The organism is Nakamurella sp. A5-74, assembly GCF_040438885.1.
Lineage (GTDB): Bacteria > Actinomycetota > Actinomycetes > Mycobacteriales > Nakamurellaceae > Nakamurella.
Genome location: NZ_CP159218.1, coordinates 4,427,741 through 4,452,615 on the forward strand (window position 1 = coordinate 4,427,741; position 24,875 = coordinate 4,452,615).

Genomic DNA, 24,875 nt, shown 5'->3' on the forward strand with positions numbered 1-24,875 from the left:
TGCTGTGCCACTGGTCTCGGCGTCATGCGCCGATCGTAGGGCCGGTCGCGGAGGTGACGGGATCTCGACTCGTTCGTTCCTCTCTGCTCGATCGTGGAAGAAGCCGGCCAGAGCAGATCTGGCGGGCCGCGCAACTCGATCTGGCGCCTCGTTGATGTCGCAGGAACTCCGCGGCGCCCAACGACCGGTGCATCGCCCTGATGAGCTGGGTCCACGGCCAGAGTTCGGGGGCGGCGTCGGAGTCCCAGCAGGTACCGGCAAGGGCGAGGAAACCGGCCGCACGCGCCTGCTCCATCGCCGTACCGATCAGTGCCGACTTGCCGATGCCGACCTCTCCGGCGACGATCACCAGCCCCCCATGGCTGGTGAGTGAACTGTCCACCTCGGCGCGCAGCAGGGTCACCTGGTGTCGGCGTGCGGGGCATCGGGTTGATGGTGGACCATCGGAGTGACGGCCGGACAGCGGCTGCTCAGCCCACCGGGTGGTGCTCGATGATCACCTCGGACCCGATGGGTGCGAATCCAGAGGCCAGGAACGCACGCAGCGACCGTGCGTTGCCGGGTGCGACCGCGGCGAACACGGGCTGCTGATCGGGGATCAGCCGCAGCGCCTCGTCGATCAGCCGCCGGCCCGTTCCCGGGGGCTGATCGCCGAACAGCTCGATCGAGATCTCCCGTCGACCGCCCAGACCGGTTCCGACGGTGACCAGTCCGTGGTCGTCGGCACCTTCCGGTGCGCCGTGCACCGTGACGTCGTCCCTGATGGCGCGCGCGTAGACGACCCGCGGGTGGTCGTCGAGATCCGTCCGCACCACGAGCTCAGCGGATCCCCCACCCCGGCCTCGGCCGCCGAGGGTCGCGTCGGCGACGCCGATCCGTGCCGGGTAGCGGGCCAGGGTCGCCAGCACGCCGGGATGCAGCGCCGCGCCGTAGGCGTCGGGTCGCACGTCCTTGAGCACCTCGGGGGTGTCGGTGGCGATGATCGTGTGGGCGGTGAACGACACCACCGCCGAGAGACCCGCCCGCCACGACGGGATCACCGAGACGGTGCCGTCGGCAGGTGGGAACCGGCCGTCCGCGGCGTCGAGGAACAACTCCAGCAGGGTGCTCACGCAGGTCAGCCTCTCAGACCGGACAACCCCACTCCAGGTCGCCTGGCTGACCACCCTCCGCGGGCCACCTCAAGTGCCGCAGAAGGTCTGGAAATCCGCCGCGAAGTCGGCGTCCGCCGGGAGGGCGTAGCGGTCGAGACCCGGACGCTCGACGAACGGGTCCCGGAGCACGTCGACCAGGGTGGTGAACGGTGCGAGATCCCCGGCGGTGGCGGCGTCGAGGGCTTCCTGGACGAGATGGTTGCGGGGGATGTACACCGGGTTGACCGCCGCCATCGCGGCCGCATCGATGCTGTCCGCGCCGACCCGTCGCCACTGCCCGAGCCAGGTCTGCAGCTCCACCTCCGGGGCGCCGAGGCCACTGAGCATCGCGTCATCCCCGGACGCCGCGGCGGTCAGGGCTCGAAAGAAGCCGGTGAAGTCCACCCTCCCCTGCTTGAGCAGTGTCAGCAGCTGCTCGATGAGGGGATCCGTCTCGTCAGCCGTAACCGCCTGCGGCAGGCCGAGTTTCGCCAGGTAGCGCGCTCTGCGCGCGGCGCGATACAGGGCGCCGAACGAGGTGAGCGCACCGGTCGCCCAGGCGACCGCGGTGTCCAGGTCGTCAGAGACCTCCGGGTCGTCACCCAGGAGCGGCAACATGGCCTCCCCCAGACGCGCGAGATCCCATTCGGCGATCGCCGGCTGGCGGCCGTAGGCGTAGCGACCCAGCTCATCGATCGAGGAGAACCAGGTGGTCGGATCGTAGGCATCCAGGAACGCGCACGGCCCGTAGTCGATCGTCTCGCCGGACAGTGTCATGTTGTCCGTGTTCATCACGCCGTGGATGAAGCCCACCGCCATCCATTGCGCGATCAGCTGGGCCTGGGCGGCAACAACGGCCTCGAACAGGGCACGGTAGGGGTGGGCAGCATCGGCGGCGGTCGGGTGGTGCCGGGCGATCGCATGGTCCGCGACCCGGCGCAGCAGCGCGACATCGCCGGTGGCGCGGGCGTATTCGACGCTACCGACGCGCAGATGGCCGGCCGCGACCCGCACCAGGATCGCACCCGGCAGTGCCCGTTCTCGCCGGACGACGGCCCCGGTGGCGACGACGGCGAGCGCCCGGGTGGTCGGAATGCCCAACGCCGCCATCGATTCGCTGAGCACGTACTCGCGCAACATCGGGCCGACGGCGGCGTAGCCGTCACCACCGCGGGCGAACGGGGTGCGGCCGGATCCCTTCAGGTGCAGGTCGAATCGCGCCCCGGACGGTGCCGTGAGGTCGCCCAGCAGCAACGCCCGGCCGTCACCCATGCGCGGGTTCCAGGAGCCGAACTGGTGCCCCGCATACAGCTGGGCGACCGGGCGCGCACCCGGTGGCGGCCTGGTTCCGGTGAGCACGCCGAGCCCTTCCGGGCTACGCAGCTCGGCAGGGTCCAAGCCGAGCTGACGCGCGAGGGACTCGTTGAGCACCAGCAGTTCTGGCGCGGGCAGTTCCGCTGCCTGCCAGTCCAGGGTCAGCTCCGGCAGCTCATCGGCGAAGGTGTGCGCGAGCTGCACCGTCGAGGTCGGGGTGCTGGTCATCCCTCGAGGCTACGTTCTCCGGCCGGCACGGCTCTCCCACAAGCACGGTTCTCGACAGGCACGGTTCTTCGACAGGCACGGTTCTCGACAGGCAAGGTTCTCGGCCAGTGCCCTCGTCGACGTGATGTGGAAGCGCACCGCGTATGTCGCATCCCCGACGTGACGCAGCGCCCCGGCGACGATCCGCTCCTCCAGGACGAGATCGCCGTCGTGCGCAGCTGGGCGGCGGCGACCCGGCGGTCGATGAAGGCGATGACACACCCGGTCGGCGCCGGAGGTCTTGTCGATGCGATCGCGGTCCGGTCCACAACCGTGGCAGCGCGGCACCTCTCGCCGGACCAGCGATCACACTGGGAGCGGGCGCAGTCGTCCTGCGTAGCGCGGACGGGACTGCCGACCTGCGGTCCCACTTCACCCGACCATTCGGATCGAGCGGCTCCGGGACGTGATGGCGTGGAGGAGTTCGCGGCGGTCCGACCCCGGAACCCGTGACACGACACCGTCCTCGGACGTACGCTGCGGCCTCCGGTGGGAAAGGGACGAAATGACGCGACAGGCAGTGACGAGTGGCCGGGCCCCTGCCGCGCTCGGACCGTACAGCCAGGCAATCGTCGCCGGCGGCTTCATCTTCTGCTCGGGCATGGCCGGGATCAACCCCGCCACCGGTGCTGTCCCGGAGGGCATCGAGGCGCAGACGGAGCAGGCGCTCATCAACCTTGCCGCCGTGCTGGCCGCGGCCGGCGCTTCCATGGACGACGTCGTCAAGACGACGATCTTCTACGCGGACGTGGAGGACTTCGGGCGGCTCAACGATGTCTATGCCCGGCACATGCCTGATCCGCCACCGGCTCGATCGGCTCCCGCACATGTGCGCCTGCCCCGGGGGCTGCTCGTCTCCATCGAGGCCATTGCGGTTGCCCCGGCTGACTGAACGCCGTCCGCCCGCGCGGTGATGAGGAACCGGGGACGACACCCGGACGCATGGGGCGCGAGACGGCTCGAGGTCAGGGCACACCGAAGACCAGTGCCAGTTGGGCGTCGAGCGCTGCCTGTGCGTCCACCGACGCCAGGCCACTGCTCACCAGTTGAACTCCCAGACCCTCCGCCGCCCCCAGCAAAGCGGTCGCGGCGATGAGCGGATCGATGCCGCCGACGGCGCCGCCCACCCCCTGCGCCTGCCGGGCGGCACCTGAGCGAATCGGCAGAAATGCGTGTTCCCAGCACCGATTCGGCGTTTTCACGCCGAACGGATTCACGCCCCGGCCCCGGGTGGCCCCCGGACCGGTCAGCGGGGCAGGATCCGACCCCACGCAGTCCGGGTCAGGCGCTTGCGTACCTGCCCCCACGGTCCCGCGTCCCGGATCGCCGACAGCGCCGCGTTCCAGCCGCTGGCGCCGTGTACGCCGCCTCCGGGATGCGCTGCGGCGGATGCCAGATAGAGCCCGGCGATCGGCGTTTCGGCCCGTCCGAGGCCGACCGTCGGCCGGAAGAACAGCTGCTGGTGCAGATACGCTGTGCCACCGTTCACGCTGCCGCCCAACAGATTCGCATCGGCCGACTCGAGATCGGCGGGACTCTGCACCAGACGGCCGAGCACGGAACCGCCGAATCCCGGTGCCAGCTCCTCCAGTTGCTCCTCGACCCGCGCCACCTGGCGCGCGACCACCGCCGGATCGTCGGCGACCGCGGACGGCAGGTGGGTGTATGCCCACGCCGATTCGGTCCCGGCCGGCGAGCGCGAGGAGTCCGCGGTGGTCATCTGGCCGAACAGCACGAACGGATTCCGGGGAGCGCGGCCGACGGTGAGATCCGCGCCGTAGTCGACGAACCCGTCGACGTCCACCCCGAAGTGCACGGTCCCCGCGCCGCGGGCCCCGCGCGCCGACCAGGGAACCGGCCGGTCGAGCGCCCAGTTCAGCTTCAGCGTCGGGGTGTCCGGCCGGAACTGTCGCAGGTCGGCCAGCAGTCGCGGCGGCACAACGGCCCTGTCCAGCAGCGAACGGTACAGCGATGGCGCACTGACGTCGGCCAGCACTGCCCTCGCACCGATCGTCGACCCGCCTGCCGTGCGAACACCGATCGCGCGGCCCCCTGTCACCAGGATGTCGGTGACCCGCGTCCCAGTACGCACCTGTCCCCCGAGGGACTCGAACCGCCGACGGAGCGCCTGGGCCAGTTGCCCGGCCCCGCCGACCGGCACCGGGAACCCGACGTCCTGCGCCAGCATGCTGAGCAGCCAGCCGAAGATGCCGCTGCCGGCTGCTTCAGCGGGTACGTCCGAGTGCAAGGCGTTGCCCGTCAACAACAACGGCCCACCGTCGCCGGTGAACCGTTCCTGCGCGAAGTGCCTGATCGGCATCACCGCCAGGCGCGCCAGGTCGAGGGTGCCCCTGACCCGCGCACGCTGCAGCACCCTGGTGGCCGCCCGGATCGGTGGGAACGGGGTGAACAGTGCATCCAGCAGCGGGTCACGCAGGTCAGCCCACTGTGCGACCAGTTCGGTCCACGCGGCTCCGTCGCCGGCGGCGAAGGAATCCAGTCCCGCAGCGGTGTCGTCGGCGGAGTGCTCCAGCACCGCCACCCGGCCGTCCGCCAATGGATGCGCGAGCACTACCGGTGCCTGGCTCCACTGCAGTCCGTGGTCCTGCAGATCGAGCCCGCGGATCACCGGCGATGCGGCAGCCAGCGGGTAGAACGCACTGAACAGGTCCGTGGTGAATCCCGGTGCCGTGACGTCATCAGCACTCCGCACGGCACCGCCGACGGTGTCCTCGGTCTCGACCAGGATCACCGACCAGCCGGCATCGACGAGTGCGTTCGCCGCCACCAGACCGTTCGGTCCGCTGCCGATCACCACTGCGTCGACCCGCTCCGTCGGCCCGCCCCGCCGACTCATGACGGCGGCTCCTGCTCGCGCCGCAGACCCGCCCGGTTCCACACACCGTGGGTGGTGTCGCTGCCGGGGAGCGCTTCGAAGACGTTGCCGGAGTGCGGTGCCATCGAGCGACGGGACAGCGCAGCCACCTTCACCAGCGGGGTCACCGCCAGGTCGAAGACAGCGGGCAGGAACCGGAAACCGGTCACGATCGCGCCGTTGGCGATCCCGACCGAGCGGTCCCGACGCGGGTGGTCCATCAGCCTCACCACTGCGCGCGCCACCTTCTCCGGCGGATCGACCGGCGGCGGGGGGCGGCCTTCGCGTCCGGCGCGGTTGGCGGCATGGAGGTACGCAGGGGTGTCGACACCGCCGGGACTGACCAGACTCACGTCGATGTCCTTCGCGTCTCTCGTCTCGATCTGCAGTGTCCGCGCCAGTGCCTGGACCCCCCACTTCCCCACGACGTACGGGCTCATGAAGGGCACCGCAATCTTGCCGAGCAGGGATCCGAACAGCACGAGGTGCCCACGGCCCGCAGTGCGGAACACCGCGAGCGTCGCCCGGGCGACAGTGGCGCTGCCCAGCAGGTTTGTCACGACAGCCCGCTCGAACTCGGCAGCGGGCACGTCCTCGAACTTCCCGTACCCGATGACAGCGGCCGTGTGCACCACCGCGTCGACGTGCCCGTGCCGGGCGATCGCGTCGTCGAGGAGAGCCTGCACGGTCGGCGGATCGGTGACGTCCATCTCGAACACCGAGAACTCACCGAGAGGTGCAGCAGACCGGCACTCCGCAGCCGCGGACTCGAGCGACTGCCGGGACCGTGCGGCGAGGACGACGGACCACCCTTCCGCGGCGAGAGCGATGGCGGTCGCGCGACCGATGCCACTGGAGGCACCGATCACCACGGCAGTCCGTGTCGCGGAACCCGCGGACGAGCCGCGCCCGTCGGGGCTCACCGGGCGATCCCTGGTGCGGACCAGCGGGCGTCGGTCGCAGATGACGTCATCCCTCGACGGTGCCCCAGCGGTCCCGGCCTCAACCCCTCCCCGCAGCGCCACGAATCGTTTGGCGCGCGATCGAACGGGCAACAGACTCCCATGGCAACAACGCATCGGGACATGCCCTGTGGATCCGGCGCGGTCAGCGAAGTGCTGGCCGACGGCTGGCTGTTCGGCCTCTGGGTCGTCGGGTCGTCCCGCATCCGGGACGTCGACGCCGGCTGGCCCGCCGAGGGAGCGAAGATCCACCACTCCTTCGGTGTCTGGCCGCTGCTCATCGACGACGTCACGGAATGTCTTGGCTGGCAACCGGATCAGCGCATCGAGCTGTTGGCCCGCGGCTGGCCGGCCGGCGAGGCGTCGGTCGTGCTCACCATCGAGGACCGGGCAGCTGGTTGCCGGGTGACCATCGTCGAGGACGCCGTCAAGGGCCCCGGCACGTTGGTCCCGCGTCCGCTGCGGTCGGCGATGCTGCACTGGCGCAACGTCGAATCGCTACGACGCCTCGAGTATCTCGCCGTCGGTCAGGCCGCCCGACCCACGGTGCACCACCGGTCTTCCCATTCCCTCGACGAGGGTCCAGCAGAGCGCGAGGAGAAGTCATGAGGGCACTGACCTGGCACGGCAAACGGGACGTACGTGTCGAGGACGTCCCGGATCCGCGGATCGAGAAGCCCAACGACGTGATCATCAAGGTGACGTCGACCGCGATCTGCGGCTCCGATCTGCATCTGTACGAGGTGTTGGCGCCCTACCTGGCCCCCGGAGACATCCTCGGACACGAGCCGATGGGCATCGTGGAGGAGGTCGGCTCGGACATCACCCACCTGGCCAAGGGCGACCGGGTCGTCATCCCGTTCAACATCTCCTGCGGTCACTGCACGATGTGCGGTGAGGGACTGCAGTCGCAGTGCGAGACGACCCAGGTCCGCGACCAGGGGAAGGGCGCCTCGCTGTTCGGCTACACCTCGCTGTACGGCTCGGTCCCCGGCGGTCAGGCCGAGTACCTGCGGGTGCCCGAGGCGCAGTACGGACCGATCAAGATCTCGCCGGAGGGCCCGGACGACAAGTACCTGTTCCTGTCGGACATCCTGCCCACCGCATGGCAGGCCGTGCAGTACGCGGCCACCCCGGAGAGCGGCACCCTTGCGGTGCTCGGACTCGGTCCCGTCGGCCAGTTCGCCGCCCGGATCGGCCGGCACCTGGGCCATCGGGTGATCGGGGTCGATCCGGTGCCGGAGCGTCGCGCGCTCGCCGAGCGCCACGGGATCGAGGTCTTCGACACCGCGGAGGACGTCGCCGGCACGCTGCGCGAGGCGACCGGTGGGTATGGACCGCATGCCGTCATCGACGCCGTCGGCATGGAAGCCCACGGCGGCGCCGGCGCAACGGTCGGCAAGATCGCCCAGGCAGCCGTCGGTCTGCTCCCGGACACGCTGGCGCAGAAACTGATCGAGAAGGTCGGCGTCGATCGCCTCACTGCGCTGCACACCGCGATCGGAGCCGTCCGGCGCGGTGGCACCGTCTCCGTCAGTGGCGTGTACGGCGGCACCGCCGACCCGATGCCGATGATGGACATGTTCGACAAGCAGCTGCAGCTGCGAATGGGGCAGTGCAACGTCAAGCGCTGGATCGACGACCTGCTGCCGCTCGTCAATGACCCATCGGACCCTCTCGGCACACTCGACCTGACGACCCACAGCGTCCCGCTCACCGAGGCGCCACAGGCCTACGAGACGTTCCAGAAGAAGTCCGACGGCTGCATCAAGGTCGTCCTCAAGCCCTGACGCGGGATGGTCGGGTGAGCTGCTCGGGCTCGCCCGACCGCGGTGGGGTGGTGGGAACAAGATCCGCCGATGGTGCAAGAAGCGCGCGGCCCGTTCGTGGGGTAGGTGATCGCCCCGGAGGACCGGGGCCGACACCGACGGAGACCTCCATGACAACCACCACCCGCAACCACCGGATCCCCACCCGCGCCGGGACCGTCTCGACCGCCGCCGCACTGACCGCCGACCGCGTCACCAAGTCGTTGCTCGGGTACGGCGTCATCGCCGGCCCGGTCTACCTCCTCACCTCACTCCTCCAGGCCGCCACCCGCGACGGGTTCGACGTCCGGCGGCACGCCTGGAGCCAACTGTCCCTCGGCGACCGGGGCTGGATTCAGACCACCAACTTCGTGCTCAGCGGCCTCATGGTCATCGCTTTCGCAGCGGGCCTGCGGCGTGCGCTGTCCGGCGGCGCCGCCGTCACCTGGGCCCCCCGGCTGATCGCAGTGTTCGGTCTGAGCCTGGTCACGGCCGGGGTCTTCCGGGTCGACCCGGCAGCCGGCTTCCCGGTCGGCACACCACAGACCGGTGTGATGAGCACCAGTGCTCTGGTGCACTTCGCGGCTGGTGGTGTGGGTTTCACCGCCCTGGCCGTCGCCCTGCTCGTGTTGGCCGGCCGGCTGTCCGGCGAGGGCTTCGAGGGACTCGCCCTCGCCTGCCGCATCGTTGCTCCGCTGTTCCTGCTGACGTTCGTCGGGATGGCCTCGGGTCTGCTCGGCGCCGCCGGCATCCCCGCCTTCACCCTCGGTGTGGTCGGCGTGCTGATCCTGCTCAGTGCGCTGGCCGTGCATCGATACCGGCAGATGCCGGACACCGCGGGACGCTGAGCGGGCCCCGCACTGCTGGACCCACCGCACGCGATTCACGACGATCACCCGAGCACCATCCATCGGAAGGAAAACCCATGCGCCACCTCGTCCTGCTCGAAGGCACCGCCCCCGCCACCCCGCCACCCACCGAGCTGATGGCCGGCATCATGCAACTCGGCGAGGAGGCCACCCGCGCCGGCGTCCTGCTGGACAACGCCGGCCTGGCCCCGAGCGCTGCCGGCTCCAGGCTCGCCGTCGACAGCTCCGGTCTCACCGTCACCGACGGCCCGTTCGCCGAGTCGAAGGAGATGATCAGCTACGCCGTCTACGAGACCAGCACGAAACAGGAAGCGGTGGAGTGGACCTCCCGTTTCCTGCGGCTACATCTCGACCTCTGGCCCGGTTGGGTCGGTGAAGCCCGGGTACTCAAGGTCTTCGGTTCGGAGGACATGCCGTCGTCGGACACCCACGGCTCGCCACAGTCCTGACCGCTCACGCCGCCGATGTCTGTGGGTCTGCATGATGGATCGATGACGACCCCGACCCACGACCCACCCGCCGGAAGGGTCGAGGCGGTCTGGCGGATCGAGGCGGCACGACTGGTGGCCGGCCTCGCCCGCATCACCGGCGATCTCGGCACGGCCGAGGATCTCGCCCAGGATGCGCTGGTCGCGGCGTTGGAGCACTGGCCGACCTCCGGTGTCCCACCCAACCCGGGTGGTTGGCTGATGACGACGGCGAAGAACCGTGCCGTCGACGGGTTTCGACGGGACGCACGCCACCGTGCTGCTGTCGAGACGATCGGCCGCGGGACCCCTGGTGCCATCGACGACCAGGACGCCGTGGACGATGCGCTCGACGATCCGATCGGCGACGACGTACTGCGACTGCTGTTCACCGCCTGCCATCCGGTGCTGACCCGCGAGTACCGGGTGGCCCTGACCTTGCGCTGCCTGACCGGTCTGCGCACCGATGAGATCGGCAGGGCCTTCCTCATCCCGGAGTCCGTTGCCGGGCAGCGGATCTCCCGGGCGAAGAAGACGTTGCGGGACAAGGGTGTTCGGTTCGAGATGCCCGGGGGCGAGGAGATTTCCACCCGTCTGGCCACCGTGCTGGAGGTCATCTATCTCGTCTTCAACGAGGGCTACAGCGCCACCGCGGGCGACGACTGGATGCGTCCCGCACTGAGCATCGAGGCGCTCCGGTTGGCCCGTCTGACCGCGGCACTGATGCCCTCGGAGGCCGAAGCCCACGGGTTGACCGCACTGCTCGAGCTGACCCAGTCGAGAGCGTCCGCCAGAACAGGACCGGACGGCCGCCCGGTGCTGCTGCAGCACCAGGACCGCCGACGCTGGGACCCGCTGCTGATCCGTCGCGGTCTCTCGGCGCTCGCCGAGGCTCACGGTTGCCACGGTCCGTTCGGCAGGTACACCCTGCAGGCCGAGATCGCCGCCGCACATACGACAGCGCTGACCGCGGACGAGACGGACTGGCCGCGGATCGCTGCACTGTACGACGCACTCGCAGTGGTCTGGCCGACGCCTGTCGTCCAACTCAACCGCGCGATGGCGCACGGTCGCGCCGTCGGGCCGGACGCCGGGCTGGCGCTGCTCGACACCGTGGACACAGCCGCGCTCCAGGGCTATCCACAACTGCCGGGTGTCCGCGGCGAGCTGCTCGACCTGGCGGGCCGGCGGGACCAAGCGGCCGCTGCGTTCGACCAGGCCGCCGCCCTGACCCGCAATGTGCAGGAGCGGGAGCTGTTCGCAGGGCGCGCCGCGGAGATCCGCGCACAGCGGCCGCCAGTTCCGGCGGTGAAATCGGGTCCCGATCCATGACACCTCGGTCCTAGCCGACCGCCGGCTTCTGCGCCGCCCCGGACGTTCCGTCCGAACCGCCGCTGCCCTGTCGGGCGAAGAACGAGATCTGACCGTTGGCCTCGAGCACCGCCAGTCGGATTCCGGTCAGGGCCTCGAATCCCTGCTGACGCGCCGCGGCCTTGAGATCGTCGATGGACAGTTGTTCCCGCCGCAGCACTGCGGGGTCGGTGGCGCCGTTCTCCAAGACCACCACCGGTACGCCGTGGGTGATCTTCCTGATCCCCGGCCAACGCGCGTTCGCCCATGACAGTCCCATCGTCAGCACGGTGAACACCGAGATCGCCAGGATGCCGGCGGTGACCGAGTAGTCCTGCTGCGTGACCGCCTGCTGGACCATGTCGCCCATGGTGATGAACAGGATCAACTGGAAGGTGCTCAACTCGCCGACGGTCGAGCGACCGACCAGCCGGGTGATCATCCACAGGAACAGATAGATGACGGCGGCACGGACGACGATCTCCATCAGGGGCCTCTATTCGGTTCAGCAGTCGGTCAGGGAAACAGCGCGGTCCGGAACTCGACCTGCACCAGCCGCTCGGTGCCGTCGAGGACGGCGACCGTGCCGCGGGCGCCCTGCTGCGCGGCGGGCTGCACGTACGCGTCGAAGTCGACGACGAAGGTGTCACCCTCAGGCGGTGCGTCGAAGGTGAGCAGGACGTCATCGCCGAGGGACGTGCTTGCGGACGCATCGGGATAGAACCCCTGCTGCTCGAACAGCAACAGGTAGTCGCGGTTGATCGCCAGGTCGATCTCGTCGGCGAATCCACCGGTGTGCTGGACCGTGATCTGCAACGGGACGTCCAACCCGGCGCGGGCCACCCCTGCGTACTCCACCGTCAGGGTCCACGCGCCCCGGGTCGCCGCGACGGACGTGCTGTGCACACCCAGCAGACCGGTTGCGGCAACGGCCACGACCAACGCGACCAGACCGAGCGTGATCCGACGGAGCACCAGCCCCGGCCGACCGCGGCCGGCGCGCGGGATGTCGGACAGAGTCGACGCAGCTTCATCGGAGGGCGACACGGATCGAGTGTTCTCCGCGCAGGATCGATCGCGCCGACGGCGCGCCGCAGGCAAAAGCACTGCGGCCCAGGAGGGTGCGTCACCGGACCCAGGTCGTCAGTCCCGTTCCGGATGCAGGAACTCGGCCAACACGGCCGCCAAGGCGTCGGGAGCTTCCTCGGCCATGTGATGACCGGACGGGATCCGGACGCCGGTGACGTCATCGGCCCAGCCGTGCCAGATCCGCACGGGGTCCCCGAACAGCTCCTCCAGGTCGTCGTGCTGCGACCAGGCGATCAGGGTCGGCATCCGCAGTCGCCGGCCGGCGAACCGATCGTCGCGTTCGTCCTGCGCGTCGATGCCCAGCCCGGCGCGGTAGTCCTCGAGCATGGCCCTGACGACCCGGGGATCGCGCGTCGCCGCCCGCCATTCGGCGTAGTTCTGCTCACCCATCACGGCTGGATCTCCGCGGTACCAGGCATCCGGGTCGGCACTGATGACCCGCTCCGGCACATCGGGTTGGGCGAAGAAGAACCAGTGCCACCACCGGGTGGCGAACTGTGTGGTGATGCGTTCGAGGTGCTCGATGATGGGAATGCAGTCCAGCAACGCCACCCTGGTCACCACCGCGGGCGCATCGAGCGCCATCCGGAAGGCGACATAGCTTCCCCGATCGTGTCCGACCACGGCAAAAGTACTGTGCCCCAACTGATCCATCGCAGCCCGCAGATCACCCGCAACCACCCGTTTGGAGTGCGCAGAATGATCGGGGGTCGGTTCCGGACCGATCGACCTGCCGTACCCGCGCAGATCCGCGCAGACCACAGTGTGTCCAGCGGCCACCAGTTGCGGCGCGACCCGGTGCCAGGTCCCCGAGGTCCTGGGGTGTCCGTGCACCAGCAGCACCGCGGGGCCCTCACCCGCGCTCCTGGTGAAGATCCGGGCCTCGCCGACATCGATCAGACGCTCGGTGAAACCCTCGAAGTACCCTCGGTCCGCATGACCAGCGGCCAGCGCGTCGTTCATCATGGCGTGATCATGCACTCGTGGGGAGGTGGCGGATGAACTCGGACCAGGTGCTGACCGCCCGCGCGCTCAACCGCGCCTATCTCGCGCGACAGGGACTGCTCGAGCGGGTCCTGGTCGATCCGGTGACGCTCGTCCGGCGGTTGATCGCAGTGCAGGGGCAGGCGACCCACCCGCCCTACACGGCGCTGTGGAGCCGGATCCAGGACATCAGCACCCGCGACATCGACACCGCGTTCACGGACGGCCGACTGGTGCGGCTCGCGCTGTTCCGCTCGACGATCCACGTGATCGCCGGCGACGAGGTGCACCCACTGAGGACCCTCACCGTGCCGTTGCTGGAGAGGGACTTCCCGCCGCACATGAGAGCGGCGATGGCCGAGGTCGACAGGTCTGCGGCGATCGCCCGGATGCGGGCGGTTTCCGAGTCCGGGCCGATCTCCTGGAGCGCACTCGGGCAGGCGGTCCTGTCGGAGTTCCCGGTCGGCGACGCGGCCGGAGAGAGCGACGTCCGGATGCTCTCGCGACTGGCCCGGAACTTCATGCCGATGATCGCCGTCCCGCCGAGCATGCTCTGGGGCGACAACTCCCCCGGCCGGTACCGACCGCATCCCAGCATCGACCACCTGCCGCTGGACGAGGACGAGATCGCTGCTGCCAGAACAGATCTCGCCCGTCGCTACGTCGCCGCCTACGGCCCGACCTCGGCGGCAGCTCTCACCGCGTTCACCGGCGTCAGCGGATGGCCCCGGACGTTCCGCGCGCTCGACGACGAGTTCGTCCATCTCGAGGGCCCCGCCGGCGATCTGGTCGACCTCCCCGACGCGCCCCGTCCCGGCGGCGACATCCCGGTGCCGGTGCGGATGATGGCCGAATGGGACTCGGCGCTGCACTCCCGCACGGACGACGCTCGACTGGTGCCGACCGCGCGGAAACCGTTGGTGTACACCAAGAACGGAATCATGCCGGCCACAGTGCTCGTCGATGGACTCGTGGACGGGACGTGGCGGTTCCGCGTCACACCGAAGCGGGCGACGCTGACCGTCGCGCCCACCTCCCGGTGGTCGCAGCGAATCCGCCGGGAGGTGGAGCAGGAGGCGTTGCGCTACCTGGAGTTCGCCGCTCCCAGTGTCCCGGCAGTGGTCCAGATCGACTGACCCACCGCGGCCTGCTGGGAGGAGATCGAGCGAACGGGATCTCGACTCACTCTGTTCGCTCGATCACCGAGTGGATCAGTTGACCTCGTCCGGGTGTCCGGACACCCTGTTGCCGCTCTCGAGGGCATCGATGGCGGCGATCTCGTCCGCGCCGAGAGTCACCGACACGGACGCGAGGTTCTCGGCAATCCGGCCGGCGTTGCTGGACTTCGGGAACACGATGTTCCCCTTGGCCAGGTGCCAGGCGATGACGACCTGAGCGGGGGTCGCGTCATGGGCGGATGCTGCCGCAGTGACTGCTGACTCCTCGAGCAGCGGGTACTTGCCCTGACCGAGCGGGCCCCAGGCCTCGATCTGGATTCCCTTGCTGCGGGCGAACTCCGTGAGATCCGTCGACTGCAGCGCCGGGTGCAGCTCGATCTGGTCGACGGCCGGGACGACGTCGGTCTCGTCCAGCAGCCGGTCCAGGTGCGGTCGCAGGAAGTTGGAGACACCGATGGAGCGCGTCTTTCCTTCCTTCTGCAGTAGCTCCAACGCCTTCCAGGACTCGACGTACTTGTCGCCCGCCGGGGCCGGCCAGTGGATCAGGTACAGATCGACGTGGTCCAGCCCCAGCTTCGTGAGGCTCTCGTCCAGAGCGGCGAAGGCGGACTCGGTGCCCTGGCGGTCGTTCCACAGCTTGGTGGTGATGTACAGCTCGTCGCGGGGGATCCCGGAGGAGGCGATGGCACGGCCGACGCCCTCCTCGTTGCCGTAGATGGCGGCGGTGTCGATGTGTCGGTACCCGGCTTCGAAGGCACTGGTGACGATGCGCTCGGTCTCGTCGGGGTCGACCTTGAACACGCCGAAGCCGAGCTGCGGGATGGTGGTCCCGTCGTTGAGGGTGATGGTGGGTACTGGATGATCTGTCATGTCTCCGGTCTACCAAACGAGCAGCGGGATGCTGCACGCGCATCTGCGTAGCCGGATCGTTACCATTGCGGACGTCGCAGCGACAGACGCTGCTGCAGTTCGTCGACGGATGCCCACCCGCCCGTCCTGGACCGAGCCGAGAGGTGAGCGTGCGCGCGTACACCGTCTCGGCCGTCGGACGCAGTGACATCGGGCTGGTGAAGCCGAACAACGAGGACGCGTTCCACGTCGGATCCGGGCTGGCCGTCGTCGCCGACGGAGTGGGCGGGAGCGCGGCCGGTGAGGTCGCGTCCCGGACGGTCGTCGAGGTGTTCGCCGCCCTCGACCACGTCGATGCCGACGCGGACGTCTACGAGCTGATCACCGGGGCGGTCCGCCGGGCGACCGACTCACTGTTGGACCAGGTGGAGGCCGACCCGAGCCTGGAAGGAATGGGCACGACGGTGACGGCGATGATCTGGTCGGGCACCCGGTTGGTGTTCGCCCAGATCGGCGATTCCCGCGCATACTTCCTGGAGCAGGGCGCCGAGCAGGCCGAGCGGCATCCCGACCTGAGCACGGACCTGATCCAGATCACCAAGGACGACTCCTTCGTCCAGTACCTCGTCGACCAGGGCCTGCTGGCACCGGAGGAAGCCGCTCACCACCCGCGGCGCAACGTGATCCTCAAGGCGCTCAACGGCACCACCGTGTCACCGGCGTACACCACCTTCGCGCCGCGGATCGGCGATCGGTACCTGCTCTGCTCGGACGGCCTGACCGACTACGTCGACATCGACTCGATCTGCGAGACCATCGACGGCACCGACGCCGAGGACGCCGCCGAACGGCTCATCGAGCTCAGCCTGGCGGCCGGCGCCCCCGACAACGTCACGGCGATCATCGCCGACGTCGTTGCCGACCCGAACTCGGCTGACCCGACCTCGGCCCACCTGACGGAGCCCCCGGCCCGGTCGTCGGCAGACGACTCACCCACGATGCGCATCCCGGCCGTCGAGGACACCCGCTCCTGAGTGTCGGGGCCCGAGCCCACGATCGGCGCTCAGCTCGGAGTCGGGTCCTGGGCTGTCGATCCGATCGTGCCCAACCTGCGGAGTCCCGGAGCCGGCCGGTCGTAGAGATAGCCCTGCGCGGACGGACACCCGAGTTCCATCAGCAGATCGGCCTGGTCCTGCCGTTCCACGCCCTCGGCCACCATGGTGAGCCCCAGGTCGTTGCCGAGTGCGATGACGTGCTGGACGACCAACCGGTCGGCGCGGCTCTCCACGATCCTGGCGACGAAGCTCAGGTCCAGCTTGATGGTCTCCACCGGCAGATTCGTCAGGTACTGCAGGCTGGCGTACTGGGTGCCGAAATCGTCGATGACGACATGGAAGCCGGCGTCGACCAGCCTGTTCAGACCGTCGATGGCACCAGGTCCGGCGATCTCGGACTCGGTGATCTCGAGCCGCAGGGCCTCGGCCAACCACCGGTCGTCGCCGACCGCCCGCTGCAGGTCACCGACCAGGTCGCCGGAGTCCAGTTGACGGGCGGAGACGTTGATCGACAGCAGGAAATCGGTCGGCAGCGCGTCACGCGCGGAACGCAGATCGTCGAGCGCGCGGTGCAGGACCCATTGACCGACCCCGATGATCTGCCCGGTGCGCACCGCGATCGGGATGAACTCCGACGGCGGGACCGAACCCAGAGCCGGTGTCTTCAGGCGGAGCAGCGCCTCCGCGCCGATGACCGTTCGGGTGTTCATGTCGACGATTGCCTGGTAATGCAGGTCCAAGCACCGCGAATCGCCCAGCCCGTCCTGGACGGCGCTCTCCCGCACGGCGCGCAGGTCTAGATCGGCGCTGTAGCGCACGACGCGGTTGCCACCCTGGTCCTTCGCCGCCCGCAGCGCCAGGCCCGCCTCCCGCAGCAGTTCGGTGAAGCCCTCGAGGCCGGGTGGTTCCGCGTGACGTGAGGTGACGGTGCCGATGCTGACCGTCATCGCCACGGTGCGGGTCCCGGTCGCCAACGGTTCGGCGAGGGCCACCCTGATCTGTTCTGCGGCCTGCGCGATGAGCAGGGCCGACAGGGGGCCGGGGAGCACGACCGCGAACTCGTCCCCGCCCAGCCGGCCGACGAATGCCGCTGGTGGCACCACGCGTCGGAGGCGGTCGGCGGCTGTGCGGAGGATCAGGTCGCCCACTCGGTGCCCGTCCGCGGTGTTGACGCGACTGAACCCGTCGAGGTCGCACGAGAGCACGGCGCAGCGCGGGTGCTCCAGCGAGGCCACCGCCTCGTGGAGGCCTCTCCGGTTGGCCAGCGAGGTCAGCGGATCGGTGACCGCCAACCGGCTCATCGAATCCGTGGCGGTCGCCCACCAGCGGACGGCAAGCCGCGAACGGAGCACGACCAGCACGATGACCATCACCTGGATGGCGGCGACCACCCAGGCCTGCGGGGCGCTGTCGGGCGGCAGGATCAGCGCTCCGATGCAGGGCAGCGCGGTGGCAGCCACCATCACGACGAACCGCCAGCCGCCGCCGAACTCATCAGTGGGGCAGCGACCTGGCTCGGTGAGGTCGACCATCGACGGATCGACGGCAGCCGCGCCCAGCAGCAACACGAACGGAACGGTCGACAGCGCAAGCACAAGAATCGGCTCGGAGACCACGCCGAGACCGCTGACCGTGATCGGCGCGGCGGCGAAGAGATATCCGACGAGCAGGTAACGGAAGCTCCGCGAGTGGGCGGGCCGGTGGAACTGCAGGTGGGCGACGGAGACCAGGCTGATCGCCATCCCGATCGGCGTGACGATGCCGTAGAGCCAGGCGTCCAGGTCGCCGTACTGCGCGAACGCGGGCAGGGTCCGGCTGTGCAGCTGCAGCCCCAGATAGCCGATCCCGATGACGGCACTGTCCAGCGCGGACGCGAGGGTGAACGGGTGCCCGCGGGCGTACACCATGGCCACCCCCGACGCGCCCAGCAGCAGGGCGCAGCCGGCCACCACGAAGGCGGTGAAATCGGCGGACGGCACCCCGGTGCCCAACGCCCTGGCCGGCCAGCTGGTGAACAACCCGACCGTCGCCGCGGTCAGCAGCCAGGGCCAGGCCCGCCGTGGCCGATGGACCCAGATGCCCATCAGGATCAGCGCCATGGTCAGCACTCCCGTGATCAGCCAGATCCACAGGTAGCGGTGGGTCGCGACGGCCGCGGGTTCGCCGGCGGCGAGCACGATGTGGCCCGCGTAGCCGACGACAGATGCACCGGCGACGGCGACAGCCGCCCATCGCCACGTTCTCGGCTGTCCACCGGGTCGGGCCGCGCGGTGATGCGCACCGGCATGATCGGCGTGGGCACCGGGTTCGACGATGCGCCCCCCTGGTCCGGAGACCACGGCAGCCAGCACACGCTGGGCGCCCGGGAGGTTTCCGGGGGTGACCGCCGGGCCGACTCTCGCCACCCGTTCAGCGTACAATCGGACCGCTGGATCCGGGTCGTGCCTGCGCTCCGGGGACCAGATTGTGCCCCGAGACCCGCCGGAACGCCGGGCAGGGTGTCCGTCTGGCCACGTCCGCTCCGGGAGCGGAAGTGAGGAGGCTCGTCGATCGTGGCTCCACCCACATCCAGTGACGCCGAGCTCATCCGGGCGTTGCGCGCCGGAGACCTCGCGGCCAGGGACGCCCTCGATGCCCGCTACCGTTCCCTCCTCCGACGGCTGGCGCTGGCCTCCCGGATCGCGCCGGACCTGATCGACGAGGTCGTCGATCGGACGTTCGACGCGGCGGTCGCAGCAGTGACGGCGCCCGGTCCCGCTGGAGTGAACTTCGGCGCGTCGCTCTCGCTGGCACTCCGTGACGAGCTGGCCGACGACTCCGACGGCGCGCCTGACGCCGCACGGACGCCGGCAGGACCACGTGCCGCGTCGGAAGCGATGATGCACGATGCCTCGCTGGCGAGTGCTGAGCTGATCGCCTCGTGGCAGATGCTGTTGTGGGCGGTGCATGTCGAGGAGGTCGAGCTCGCCAGGGCCGCTCAGGTCGCCGGCATCCCGACCGAGGAGGCGACGGCTGTGCTCCGCCGCGCCGAGGAGGCCATCGCGAACGGAGTGGTGGCACGTGCGCTGGCCCGCGCAGACGGCTCGCATGCGCCCTTCCTCCGCCTGCTGGAACACCGCACCGTCGGCGAGTTGGACCAGGACGCCGCTGATCTCCTCGCCGCCCACACCGCGCGCTGTGAAGGATGCAGCGCAACGGGTGCCTGGTTGGCGTCGTTCCGCTCCGCACCGGGCGTGATCCTGGCCGCGGTCGTGCTCGGGAGCGCCGCACAGCCCTATCTGCGGTCCGCGCCCACGCCGGCGAGCAGTTCGACTCCCCGGCCGGCACGCATCGCAACGCTGCAGGCCGAACACTCCCGGGGTCTGCTGGTGACGACGACCGCTGTCCTGGCAGCCTTCGGCCTCCTGGTGGTTGCGGTCACTGTCCCCGGCGTCAGCACGCTGAGGGCCCAGCTGTTGCAGAACCCCGTTCCGACCACCGCTGATGGCGCGGCGACGCAGACCTCGCCGTCCGCAACCCGGCTCACCCTGCTGTACCCGACCCCGTCCGGACTGTCGACCGCTGGGACCGGTCCGCGAACCACCGATCCCGAGACGTCCCAGGGCGACGGCGCGGGAGCGGTGACCGAAGGCGCGGTCACCAGCCGGAGGGCTCGGACCGCCGCTGCGAGCTCCACGGTCACTTCCTGGACGTCCCCAGCACTCTCGACCACCGACCCGGCCATCCCTGGCACCTCCGTCGCCCGGACGACGGCCTCCACTCCGACGACGGCCACCACCTCGACAACGGCGCCCACTCCGACAACGGCGCCCACTCCGACAACGGCGCCCACTCCGACAACGGCGCCCACTCCGACAACGGCGCCCACTCCAACGACGGCGCCCACTCCAACGACGGCGCCCACTCCAACGAAGGTGCCCACTCCAACGACGGCGCCCACTCCAACGACGGCGCCCACTCCAACGACGGCGCCCACTCCAACGACGGCGCCCACTCCAACGACGGCGCCCACTCCAACGACGGCGCCCACTCCGACAACGGCGCCCACAAAGACGACGGCGCCCACTCCGACAACGTTGCCGACGTCGGGCGTCGCGATGCCGCCCGCTCTCACGGCGCCGCCCGTACCGCGTCCGAGTCCGACACCTCCGGCCCCCACCGGAACCAGCATCGAGCCGCCCGTCACGTCGGCATCGTCGTCGGCCCGACCGCCCACCACCACGACCACGGTCACCAGCAGGACCGTCACCGAACCGGCATCCCCGCTCGTCGTCCAACTGGGGGACGACTGGTCCGACCTGGAGATCACGCCAGGCCTGGGCTTCAGCCGGACCACCAGGCTGCTCAACGAGTCCGGTCGGACGAGCGCGCCGATGGTCATCGTCGCCAGGAGCTCCGTCTCCCTGCTGATGACTCTCGCAGCGGACGGCCGTCCGTGCGGCCCGATCGGCGTGCTGGCCAAATCGGTCTCCTGCACCATCGGCCCGCTCGCGCCGGGGGAATCGGTGCGGATCACCTTCTCGGCAGCACTGCCGCTCAGCATCGAGAACCAGACGGTGTCCGTGGAGCTCATCCCGGAATGACCGGCCGCCGGGGCGGCGGGTCGCACCAGCGCGTCAGTCGGCGAAATCCCAGTTGGCGGTGACGGTCACGGCAACATCGCGGTCGCCGGCGGCCACCGGCATCGTCGCGTCCTTCGCAGACCGGAGCGCGAACGCCGCGGCCGTCGGACGTGGACCTGCGGCACCGGCTCCCTCCGTGAGCCACTGCAGCGCACCGAGCGACCGGGAGGCGAGTGCGGCAAAGTGCCGAGCCTTCGACAACGCCTGTGCCACAGCGGCTTCGCGGGCATCGGTGAGCGCCTGCTCCGGTTCGGCTGCCGTCAGCTCGACGCTGTTGATCCGCACCCCTGCACCCCCGTGCGCAGCCACCTCGGACAGCACCTTCTCGACCGAAGCGAGGTCGGTGAGCGTCGCCAGCAGCTGCTGCGACGCGGCGTATCCGAGGAGAACCTCGCGATCGGCCTGCCAGTTGGTGCGAGGCCCGAAGCTCAGGTCGCGGGTGCGGACCGAACGTGAATCGACGCCGTTGTCCGCCAGGATCGACAGCACCCGCTCCACGGCGGTCGCCGTCGCGCGGAACGCCTCTCCCGCATCCGGTCGCAGCGTCTCGATGCCCAGATCGATCACGATCCGGTCGACGGGGGCGGCAACCACGGCGGTGGCGCTGACGGTGATACCCGATGGCTCGCTCATGCCGTCCAGTCTGCCCCCTGCCACCGGCGACCGGTCGGCCTGCAGCGCAGTTCGGTCGTCTGGCGCGGTCCTGACCGCGCTGACAGGATCAGTCGATGACGACCCGCTCACAGTCCGGCGGTCCATCGCATCCGCCGTAGCTCCCTGCTGAGCGGAGCACTGGTGATATCGGACGGCCGGCGCGGGGCGGTGGGTGTCGGCAGCCAACGGCACCTTCGTCGCGCACGGGAATCTTCCTGTCCCCCTGCACGGCCGGAGACGCCCTCCGCTGACCCGGACGTCCGCGGAACTCGTCCGAGCCGGGTGTCGATCGGAGCCGATGCCGTTCGTCATCCCGATGACAGCAACCATGCGGCGGCCCCAGGGCCGTCGCCGATGATGGGAGTACCCGATGCCGACGTACATGTTCCTGCTGCACGACGACGAGTCCTGGTTCGACACCGTCAGCCCGGAGACGTGGGCCGAGGAGATGACCAAGCACCGAGCCTTCTCCGATGCGGTGCGAGCGGCCGGTGGTTCCGTGCTGGACGGTGCGGCGCTGGAGCGCTCTTCGCTGGCCACCACCGTCGACAACACGGGCGACGAGCCGACCGTCACCGACGGTCCGTTCATCGAGACCAAGGAGGTGTTCGGCGGCTACTACGTCGTGGACGTCGCGGACCTGGACGTGGCCATCGCACTGGCCGAGCAGTGCCCGAGCGGACACGTGGAGATTCGGCCGGTGATGAGCACGGACGATGACTCGGCTCCCCCGGTCTGAACCGACCGACCCGGGGGGCCCGATCCGTCCCGGCGGCGACGAGGTCACCCGGCTCGTCGAGCGAGCCCACCGCGACCACTGGTCGCAGGTCCTGGCCAGCACCGTGCGGGTCACCCGGGATCTCGACCTGGCCCAGGAGTGCGCGCAGGAGGCCTACCTCCGCGCACTCCGGGCGTGGCCCGGCGCTGTACCGGACGTTCCGGTCGCCTGGCTCACGACGGCCGCGCGGCGGATCGCCCTGGACGGCCTCAGGCGGGCAGATCTGTTGCGGCGCAAGCTCCCGCTGCTGATGGAGCCGGGTCCGCCGCTGGGCGCAGCTGCCTCGGACAGCGCCGACGCATCAGACGAGCCGACGGACGTCCTGCGGCTGATGTTCATCTGCTGTCACCCGGCGCTGGCTCCGGACTCACGGGTCGCGTTGACGCTGCGGCTGGTCGGCGGCCTGAGCACCGAAGAGGTCGCCGCCGGGCTGTTGGTACCGGTTGCGACGGCGGCTGCTCGGATCACCCGCGCGAAGAAGAAGATCGCCCGTGCCGGGATCCCGTTCCGAGTGCCTTCCCCCACCGAGCTTCCGGAGCGCCTGGACACGCTGCTCACCGTGCTCCAGGTGATGTCGGCGGCCGGACACACGTCGGTGGCCGGCACCCTGCAGCGCTCCGACCTGACGGAACGCGCTGTCCGGGCAGCGCGACTGCTCGTCGCCGCACTGCCCGACCCGGTGGTGGACGATGCCAGGGCACTGCTCGCCCATCTGTTGCTCACCAGGGCCAGGGGCGATTCCCGCATCGATGGCGATGGGCGGTTGGTGTTGATGGCCGACCAGGACCGGACTCGCTGGCAGGGTGCCGATCTCGACGAGGGTCTCGACCTGATCACCGCCGTACTCACCAGCATCACGACCGGCGGTCGCAGTCCCGGTCGATTCACCGTGCAGGCGGTGATCGCGGGCCTGCACATGAATGCCCCGAGCTTCTCCGAGACCGACTGGCCGGAGCTCGTGCGCTGGTACGAGGCCCTGCTGCGGCGCTGGCCGACCCCGGTCGTCCGGCTCAACGCGTTGGTGGCCAGGAGCCACCTCTCCGGCGCTCGACGCCCCGAACTGCGCGCGGAACTGGCGGCACTGGAGCGCGAACCGCAGCTGGCTCGCTACCCCTACCTGCCGGCCGCAGTGGCCGAGCTGCTGGCCCGGTGGGGCGACCTCGACGGTGCGGCGGTCGCCTACGACCGCGCCATCGAGCTGTCCCGCAACGACGTGGAGCGACAGCACCTGCGCGCACGGCGCGACGGATTGGGCGGTGCCGGTCGGCGGCACGGTGCCTGAGGGTCTCGGATCGGCGCTCTCCACGGCTCGAGCCATCCGGCACACCCGTCGTGTCGGCCGGGGTGGCAGCCCGAACTTTCTTCGATCGGAGCTTGTTCCATGCATCAGTCCCCGCTGCGATGGGAAACGGAACACCAGGTCGCTCGTTCAACAGCGCAGCGGTGACCCAGGCCCGTCGGCTGTTCTGGACGGTAGCGGCCGGCGGGCCGCCCCCGGCGCCGCTCTGCTGACCGGGTACCCAGTGCAGCACTCGTCCTGACTGCGATCGCACAGGTGCGCGGGTTCCTCGACCGCACTGACGCTGGACGAGTTGCGGCCGCTCCTGGGCGCGCGAGCGTGATCTGCTCGACCTCTACGGACGGCTCGCTCGGCCAGCTGCCACCCGGCCCGGCTGGATGAGCGAGCGCACTTCAGCGTCCCAGAGCTCAGCGGGGTCGAAATTCATGGTGGTGAAGTGGCCGGCCAACTCGAGGCTGAGCACGCCGTGCAATCGGGTCCAGAAGGTTACCGCCGTCGTGCCGTCGGTTCCGGGCAGTGCGTCGAACGCCGTGGTGATCGGCGCGAAGATCCGGCGGGCCAGTTCGGTGGCCTCGTCCGGTGCCCGGTAGCCGGGGACTGGAGTGCCGTACAGCAGCAGGTATCGCTGCGGGTGGGCGAGGGCCCATTGCCGGAGAGCACCGGCGATGGCGATCAGGCATTGCGGTGCTACGGCGGAAATGGCCGCCGCCTCGGCGAGCTCGGCCAGGTCCCGGTAGGCGCTGACGATCAGCTGGGTGAGCAGTTCGTCCCGGCCGGTGTAGTAGCGGTACAGCGCGGGTGCGGTCATCCCCATGCCGGTGGCGATCGCCTTCAGCGACAGTGCTGATGCGCCGGCCGACTCGATCTGCTGCCAGGCCTGTTGCTGGATCTCCTCGCGAACCTGTTGCCGGTACCGAGCTCGGGGCCCTTCCGAGGTCATGCGTTCCGGCTCTGTGATCATCCTGTTGTTATACCTCCTCTCCTGCGGTTATAGTCTGTAATTACAGCGACTGCCCATCACGAAGAGCTCCACATGACCACCGAAATTGTTGCCACCGACGTCGTTCTTCCCGGAATCGTCGAGCCGGACGGATTGCAGATCCGCACCCGCCGTGTTGCGCCACCGACCCGCCGAGAGGTCCTCGTCCGCGTCGAGGCGACCGGCGTGTCGTTCGCCGAGCAGGGCATGCGTCGGGGGCGCTATCCGGGCCAGCCGCCTACGGCACCGCGACCAGCCTGAACGACGACGACTCGATGCTGGGGCTGTTCGCGCGAATGATGGGTCGGATCGTCTACTGGAAGCTGATGCCGAACCGCCGGG

General features: G+C 69.7%; 25 protein-coding genes. 12 read left to right on the forward strand and 13 right to left on the reverse strand.

The features are described from left to right. Nucleotides 1–22 precede the first annotated feature (22 nt). The 3 genes from ABLG96_RS20330 to ABLG96_RS20340 form a co-directional block, all read right to left on the reverse strand. Nucleotides 23–463: an ATP-binding protein gene (locus ABLG96_RS20330; RefSeq protein WP_353651605.1), complete on the reverse strand. Its 441-nt coding sequence runs from the start codon at nucleotides 461–463 to the stop codon at nucleotides 23–25. A gap of 7 nt (nucleotides 464–470) precedes the next feature. Then, entirely contained in the window at nucleotides 471–1,112 is a 642-nt protein-coding gene (locus tag ABLG96_RS20335) for a hypothetical protein (RefSeq protein ID WP_353649126.1), read from the reverse strand. 69 nt (nucleotides 1,113–1,181) lie between these two features. Beyond that, nucleotides 1,182–2,675, reverse strand: a complete 1,494-nt coding sequence (locus ABLG96_RS20340; RefSeq protein WP_353649127.1) for a protein adenylyltransferase SelO — start codon at nucleotides 2,673–2,675, stop codon at nucleotides 1,182–1,184. Between the two features lie 544 nt (nucleotides 2,676–3,219). Here ABLG96_RS20340 and ABLG96_RS20345 point away from each other — a divergent pair. After that, nucleotides 3,220–3,606, forward strand: a complete 387-nt coding sequence (locus ABLG96_RS20345) for a Rid family detoxifying hydrolase (RefSeq protein WP_353649128.1) — start codon at nucleotides 3,220–3,222, stop codon at nucleotides 3,604–3,606. Nucleotides 3,607–3,679: 73 nt separating this feature from the next. Here ABLG96_RS20345 and ABLG96_RS20350 read toward each other — a convergent pair whose 3' ends face one another. From ABLG96_RS20350 to ABLG96_RS20360, 3 genes are all read right to left on the reverse strand, one after another. Further along, on the reverse strand, nucleotides 3,680–3,841 hold the full coding sequence (locus ABLG96_RS20350; RefSeq protein WP_353649129.1) for a hypothetical protein: 162 nt from the start codon (nucleotides 3,839–3,841) through the stop codon (nucleotides 3,680–3,682). 119 nt (nucleotides 3,842–3,960) lie between these two features. Next, a complete protein-coding gene (locus ABLG96_RS20355) occupies nucleotides 3,961–5,571 on the reverse strand; it encodes an NAD(P)/FAD-dependent oxidoreductase (RefSeq protein ID WP_353649130.1) in 1,611 nt (536 codons plus the stop codon). After that, complete coding sequence (locus ABLG96_RS20360) at nucleotides 5,568–6,512, reverse strand: SDR family NAD(P)-dependent oxidoreductase (protein WP_353649131.1); 945 nt, start codon at nucleotides 6,510–6,512, stop codon at nucleotides 5,568–5,570. The genes ABLG96_RS20355 and ABLG96_RS20360 overlap by 4 nt, the downstream gene beginning before the upstream one ends. Nucleotides 6,513–6,653: 141 nt before the next feature. Here ABLG96_RS20360 and ABLG96_RS20365 point away from each other — a divergent pair, with 141 nt between their 5' ends. The 5 genes from ABLG96_RS20365 to ABLG96_RS20385 all read left to right on the forward strand — a co-directional run bounded on the left by ABLG96_RS20365 (nucleotide 6,654) and on the right by ABLG96_RS20385 (nucleotide 11,027). After that, on the forward strand, nucleotides 6,654–7,160 hold the full coding sequence (locus ABLG96_RS20365; protein WP_353649132.1) for an SRPBCC family protein: 507 nt from the start codon (nucleotides 6,654–6,656) through the stop codon (nucleotides 7,158–7,160). Beyond that, nucleotides 7,157–8,341, forward strand: coding sequence for a zinc-dependent alcohol dehydrogenase (locus ABLG96_RS20370; RefSeq protein WP_353649133.1), 1,185 nt, complete (start codon nucleotides 7,157–7,159; stop codon nucleotides 8,339–8,341). The genes ABLG96_RS20365 and ABLG96_RS20370 overlap by 4 nt, the downstream gene beginning before the upstream one ends. 149 nt (nucleotides 8,342–8,490) lie before the next feature. After that, on the forward strand, nucleotides 8,491–9,207 hold the full coding sequence (locus tag ABLG96_RS20375; protein ID WP_353649134.1) for a DUF998 domain-containing protein: 717 nt from the start codon (nucleotides 8,491–8,493) through the stop codon (nucleotides 9,205–9,207). A 77-nt stretch (nucleotides 9,208–9,284) separates the two neighbouring features. Then, a complete protein-coding gene (locus ABLG96_RS20380) occupies nucleotides 9,285–9,677 on the forward strand; it encodes a hypothetical protein (RefSeq protein ID WP_353649135.1) in 393 nt (130 codons plus the stop codon). A gap of 42 nt (nucleotides 9,678–9,719) precedes the next feature. Then, nucleotides 9,720–11,027 (forward strand): DUF6596 domain-containing protein, encoded by a 1,308-nt coding sequence (locus ABLG96_RS20385; protein WP_353649136.1) that lies wholly within the window; start codon nucleotides 9,720–9,722, stop codon nucleotides 11,025–11,027. Nucleotides 11,028–11,037: 10 nt separating this feature from the next. Here the strand turns inward: ABLG96_RS20385 and ABLG96_RS20390 are convergent, their stop codons facing one another. The 3 genes from ABLG96_RS20390 to ABLG96_RS20400 form a co-directional block, all read right to left on the reverse strand. Continuing rightward, nucleotides 11,038–11,532, reverse strand: a complete 495-nt coding sequence (locus ABLG96_RS20390) for a YetF domain-containing protein (RefSeq protein WP_353649137.1) — start codon at nucleotides 11,530–11,532, stop codon at nucleotides 11,038–11,040. 29 nt (nucleotides 11,533–11,561) lie between these two features. Further along, complete coding sequence (locus ABLG96_RS20395; RefSeq protein WP_353649138.1) at nucleotides 11,562–12,092, reverse strand: hypothetical protein; 531 nt, start codon at nucleotides 12,090–12,092, stop codon at nucleotides 11,562–11,564. 96 nt (nucleotides 12,093–12,188) lie between these two features. Beyond that, entirely contained in the window at nucleotides 12,189–13,100 is a 912-nt protein-coding gene (locus ABLG96_RS20400; protein ID WP_353649139.1) for an alpha/beta hydrolase, read from the reverse strand. A 32-nt stretch (nucleotides 13,101–13,132) separates the two neighbouring features. Here ABLG96_RS20400 and ABLG96_RS20405 point away from each other — a divergent pair, with 32 nt between their 5' ends. Beyond that, nucleotides 13,133–14,254, forward strand: a complete 1,122-nt coding sequence (locus ABLG96_RS20405) for a winged helix DNA-binding domain-containing protein (protein ID WP_353649140.1) — start codon at nucleotides 13,133–13,135, stop codon at nucleotides 14,252–14,254. Between the two features lie 75 nt (nucleotides 14,255–14,329). Here ABLG96_RS20405 and ABLG96_RS20410 read toward each other — a convergent pair whose 3' ends face one another. Then, entirely contained in the window at nucleotides 14,330–15,166 is an 837-nt protein-coding gene (locus ABLG96_RS20410; RefSeq protein WP_353649141.1) for an aldo/keto reductase, read from the reverse strand. A 143-nt stretch (nucleotides 15,167–15,309) separates the two neighbouring features. On the opposite strand from ABLG96_RS20410, the gene ABLG96_RS20415 reads away from it, so the two are divergent. Next, a complete protein-coding gene (locus ABLG96_RS20415; RefSeq protein ID WP_353649142.1) occupies nucleotides 15,310–16,179 on the forward strand; it encodes a protein phosphatase 2C domain-containing protein in 870 nt (289 codons plus the stop codon). 29 nt (nucleotides 16,180–16,208) lie between these two features. Here ABLG96_RS20415 and ABLG96_RS20420 read toward each other — a convergent pair whose 3' ends face one another. Beyond that, nucleotides 16,209–18,605: an EAL domain-containing protein gene (locus tag ABLG96_RS20420; protein ID WP_353649143.1), complete on the reverse strand. Its 2,397-nt coding sequence runs from the start codon at nucleotides 18,603–18,605 to the stop codon at nucleotides 16,209–16,211. Between the two features lie 147 nt (nucleotides 18,606–18,752). On the opposite strand from ABLG96_RS20420, the gene ABLG96_RS20425 reads away from it, so the two are divergent. Beyond that, complete coding sequence (locus ABLG96_RS20425) at nucleotides 18,753–20,783, forward strand: hypothetical protein (RefSeq protein WP_353649144.1); 2,031 nt, start codon at nucleotides 18,753–18,755, stop codon at nucleotides 20,781–20,783. A 33-nt stretch (nucleotides 20,784–20,816) separates the two neighbouring features. Here the strand turns inward: ABLG96_RS20425 and ABLG96_RS20430 are convergent, their stop codons facing one another. Continuing rightward, on the reverse strand, nucleotides 20,817–21,455 hold the full coding sequence (locus ABLG96_RS20430; RefSeq protein WP_353649145.1) for an SIMPL domain-containing protein: 639 nt from the start codon (nucleotides 21,453–21,455) through the stop codon (nucleotides 20,817–20,819). Between the two features lie 391 nt (nucleotides 21,456–21,846). On the opposite strand from ABLG96_RS20430, the gene ABLG96_RS20435 reads away from it, so the two are divergent. Beyond that, complete coding sequence (locus tag ABLG96_RS20435; protein ID WP_353649146.1) at nucleotides 21,847–22,215, forward strand: YciI family protein; 369 nt, start codon at nucleotides 21,847–21,849, stop codon at nucleotides 22,213–22,215. Continuing rightward, on the forward strand, nucleotides 22,193–23,536 hold the full coding sequence (locus ABLG96_RS20440; protein WP_353649147.1) for a DUF6596 domain-containing protein: 1,344 nt from the start codon (nucleotides 22,193–22,195) through the stop codon (nucleotides 23,534–23,536). Before ABLG96_RS20435 ends, ABLG96_RS20440 begins: the two co-directional genes overlap by 23 nt. A gap of 352 nt (nucleotides 23,537–23,888) precedes the next feature. Here ABLG96_RS20440 and ABLG96_RS20445 read toward each other — a convergent pair whose 3' ends face one another. Next, complete coding sequence (locus tag ABLG96_RS20445; protein WP_353649148.1) at nucleotides 23,889–24,515, reverse strand: WHG domain-containing protein; 627 nt, start codon at nucleotides 24,513–24,515, stop codon at nucleotides 23,889–23,891. Nucleotides 24,516–24,587: 72 nt separating this feature from the next. On the opposite strand from ABLG96_RS20445, the gene ABLG96_RS20450 reads away from it, so the two are divergent. Continuing rightward, nucleotides 24,588–24,794 carry a hypothetical protein gene (locus ABLG96_RS20450; RefSeq protein WP_353649149.1) on the forward strand — a complete coding sequence of 69 codons (207 nt, stop codon included), beginning with the start codon at nucleotides 24,588–24,590 and terminating at the stop codon, nucleotides 24,792–24,794. Nucleotides 24,795–24,875: the final 81 nt, after the last annotated feature.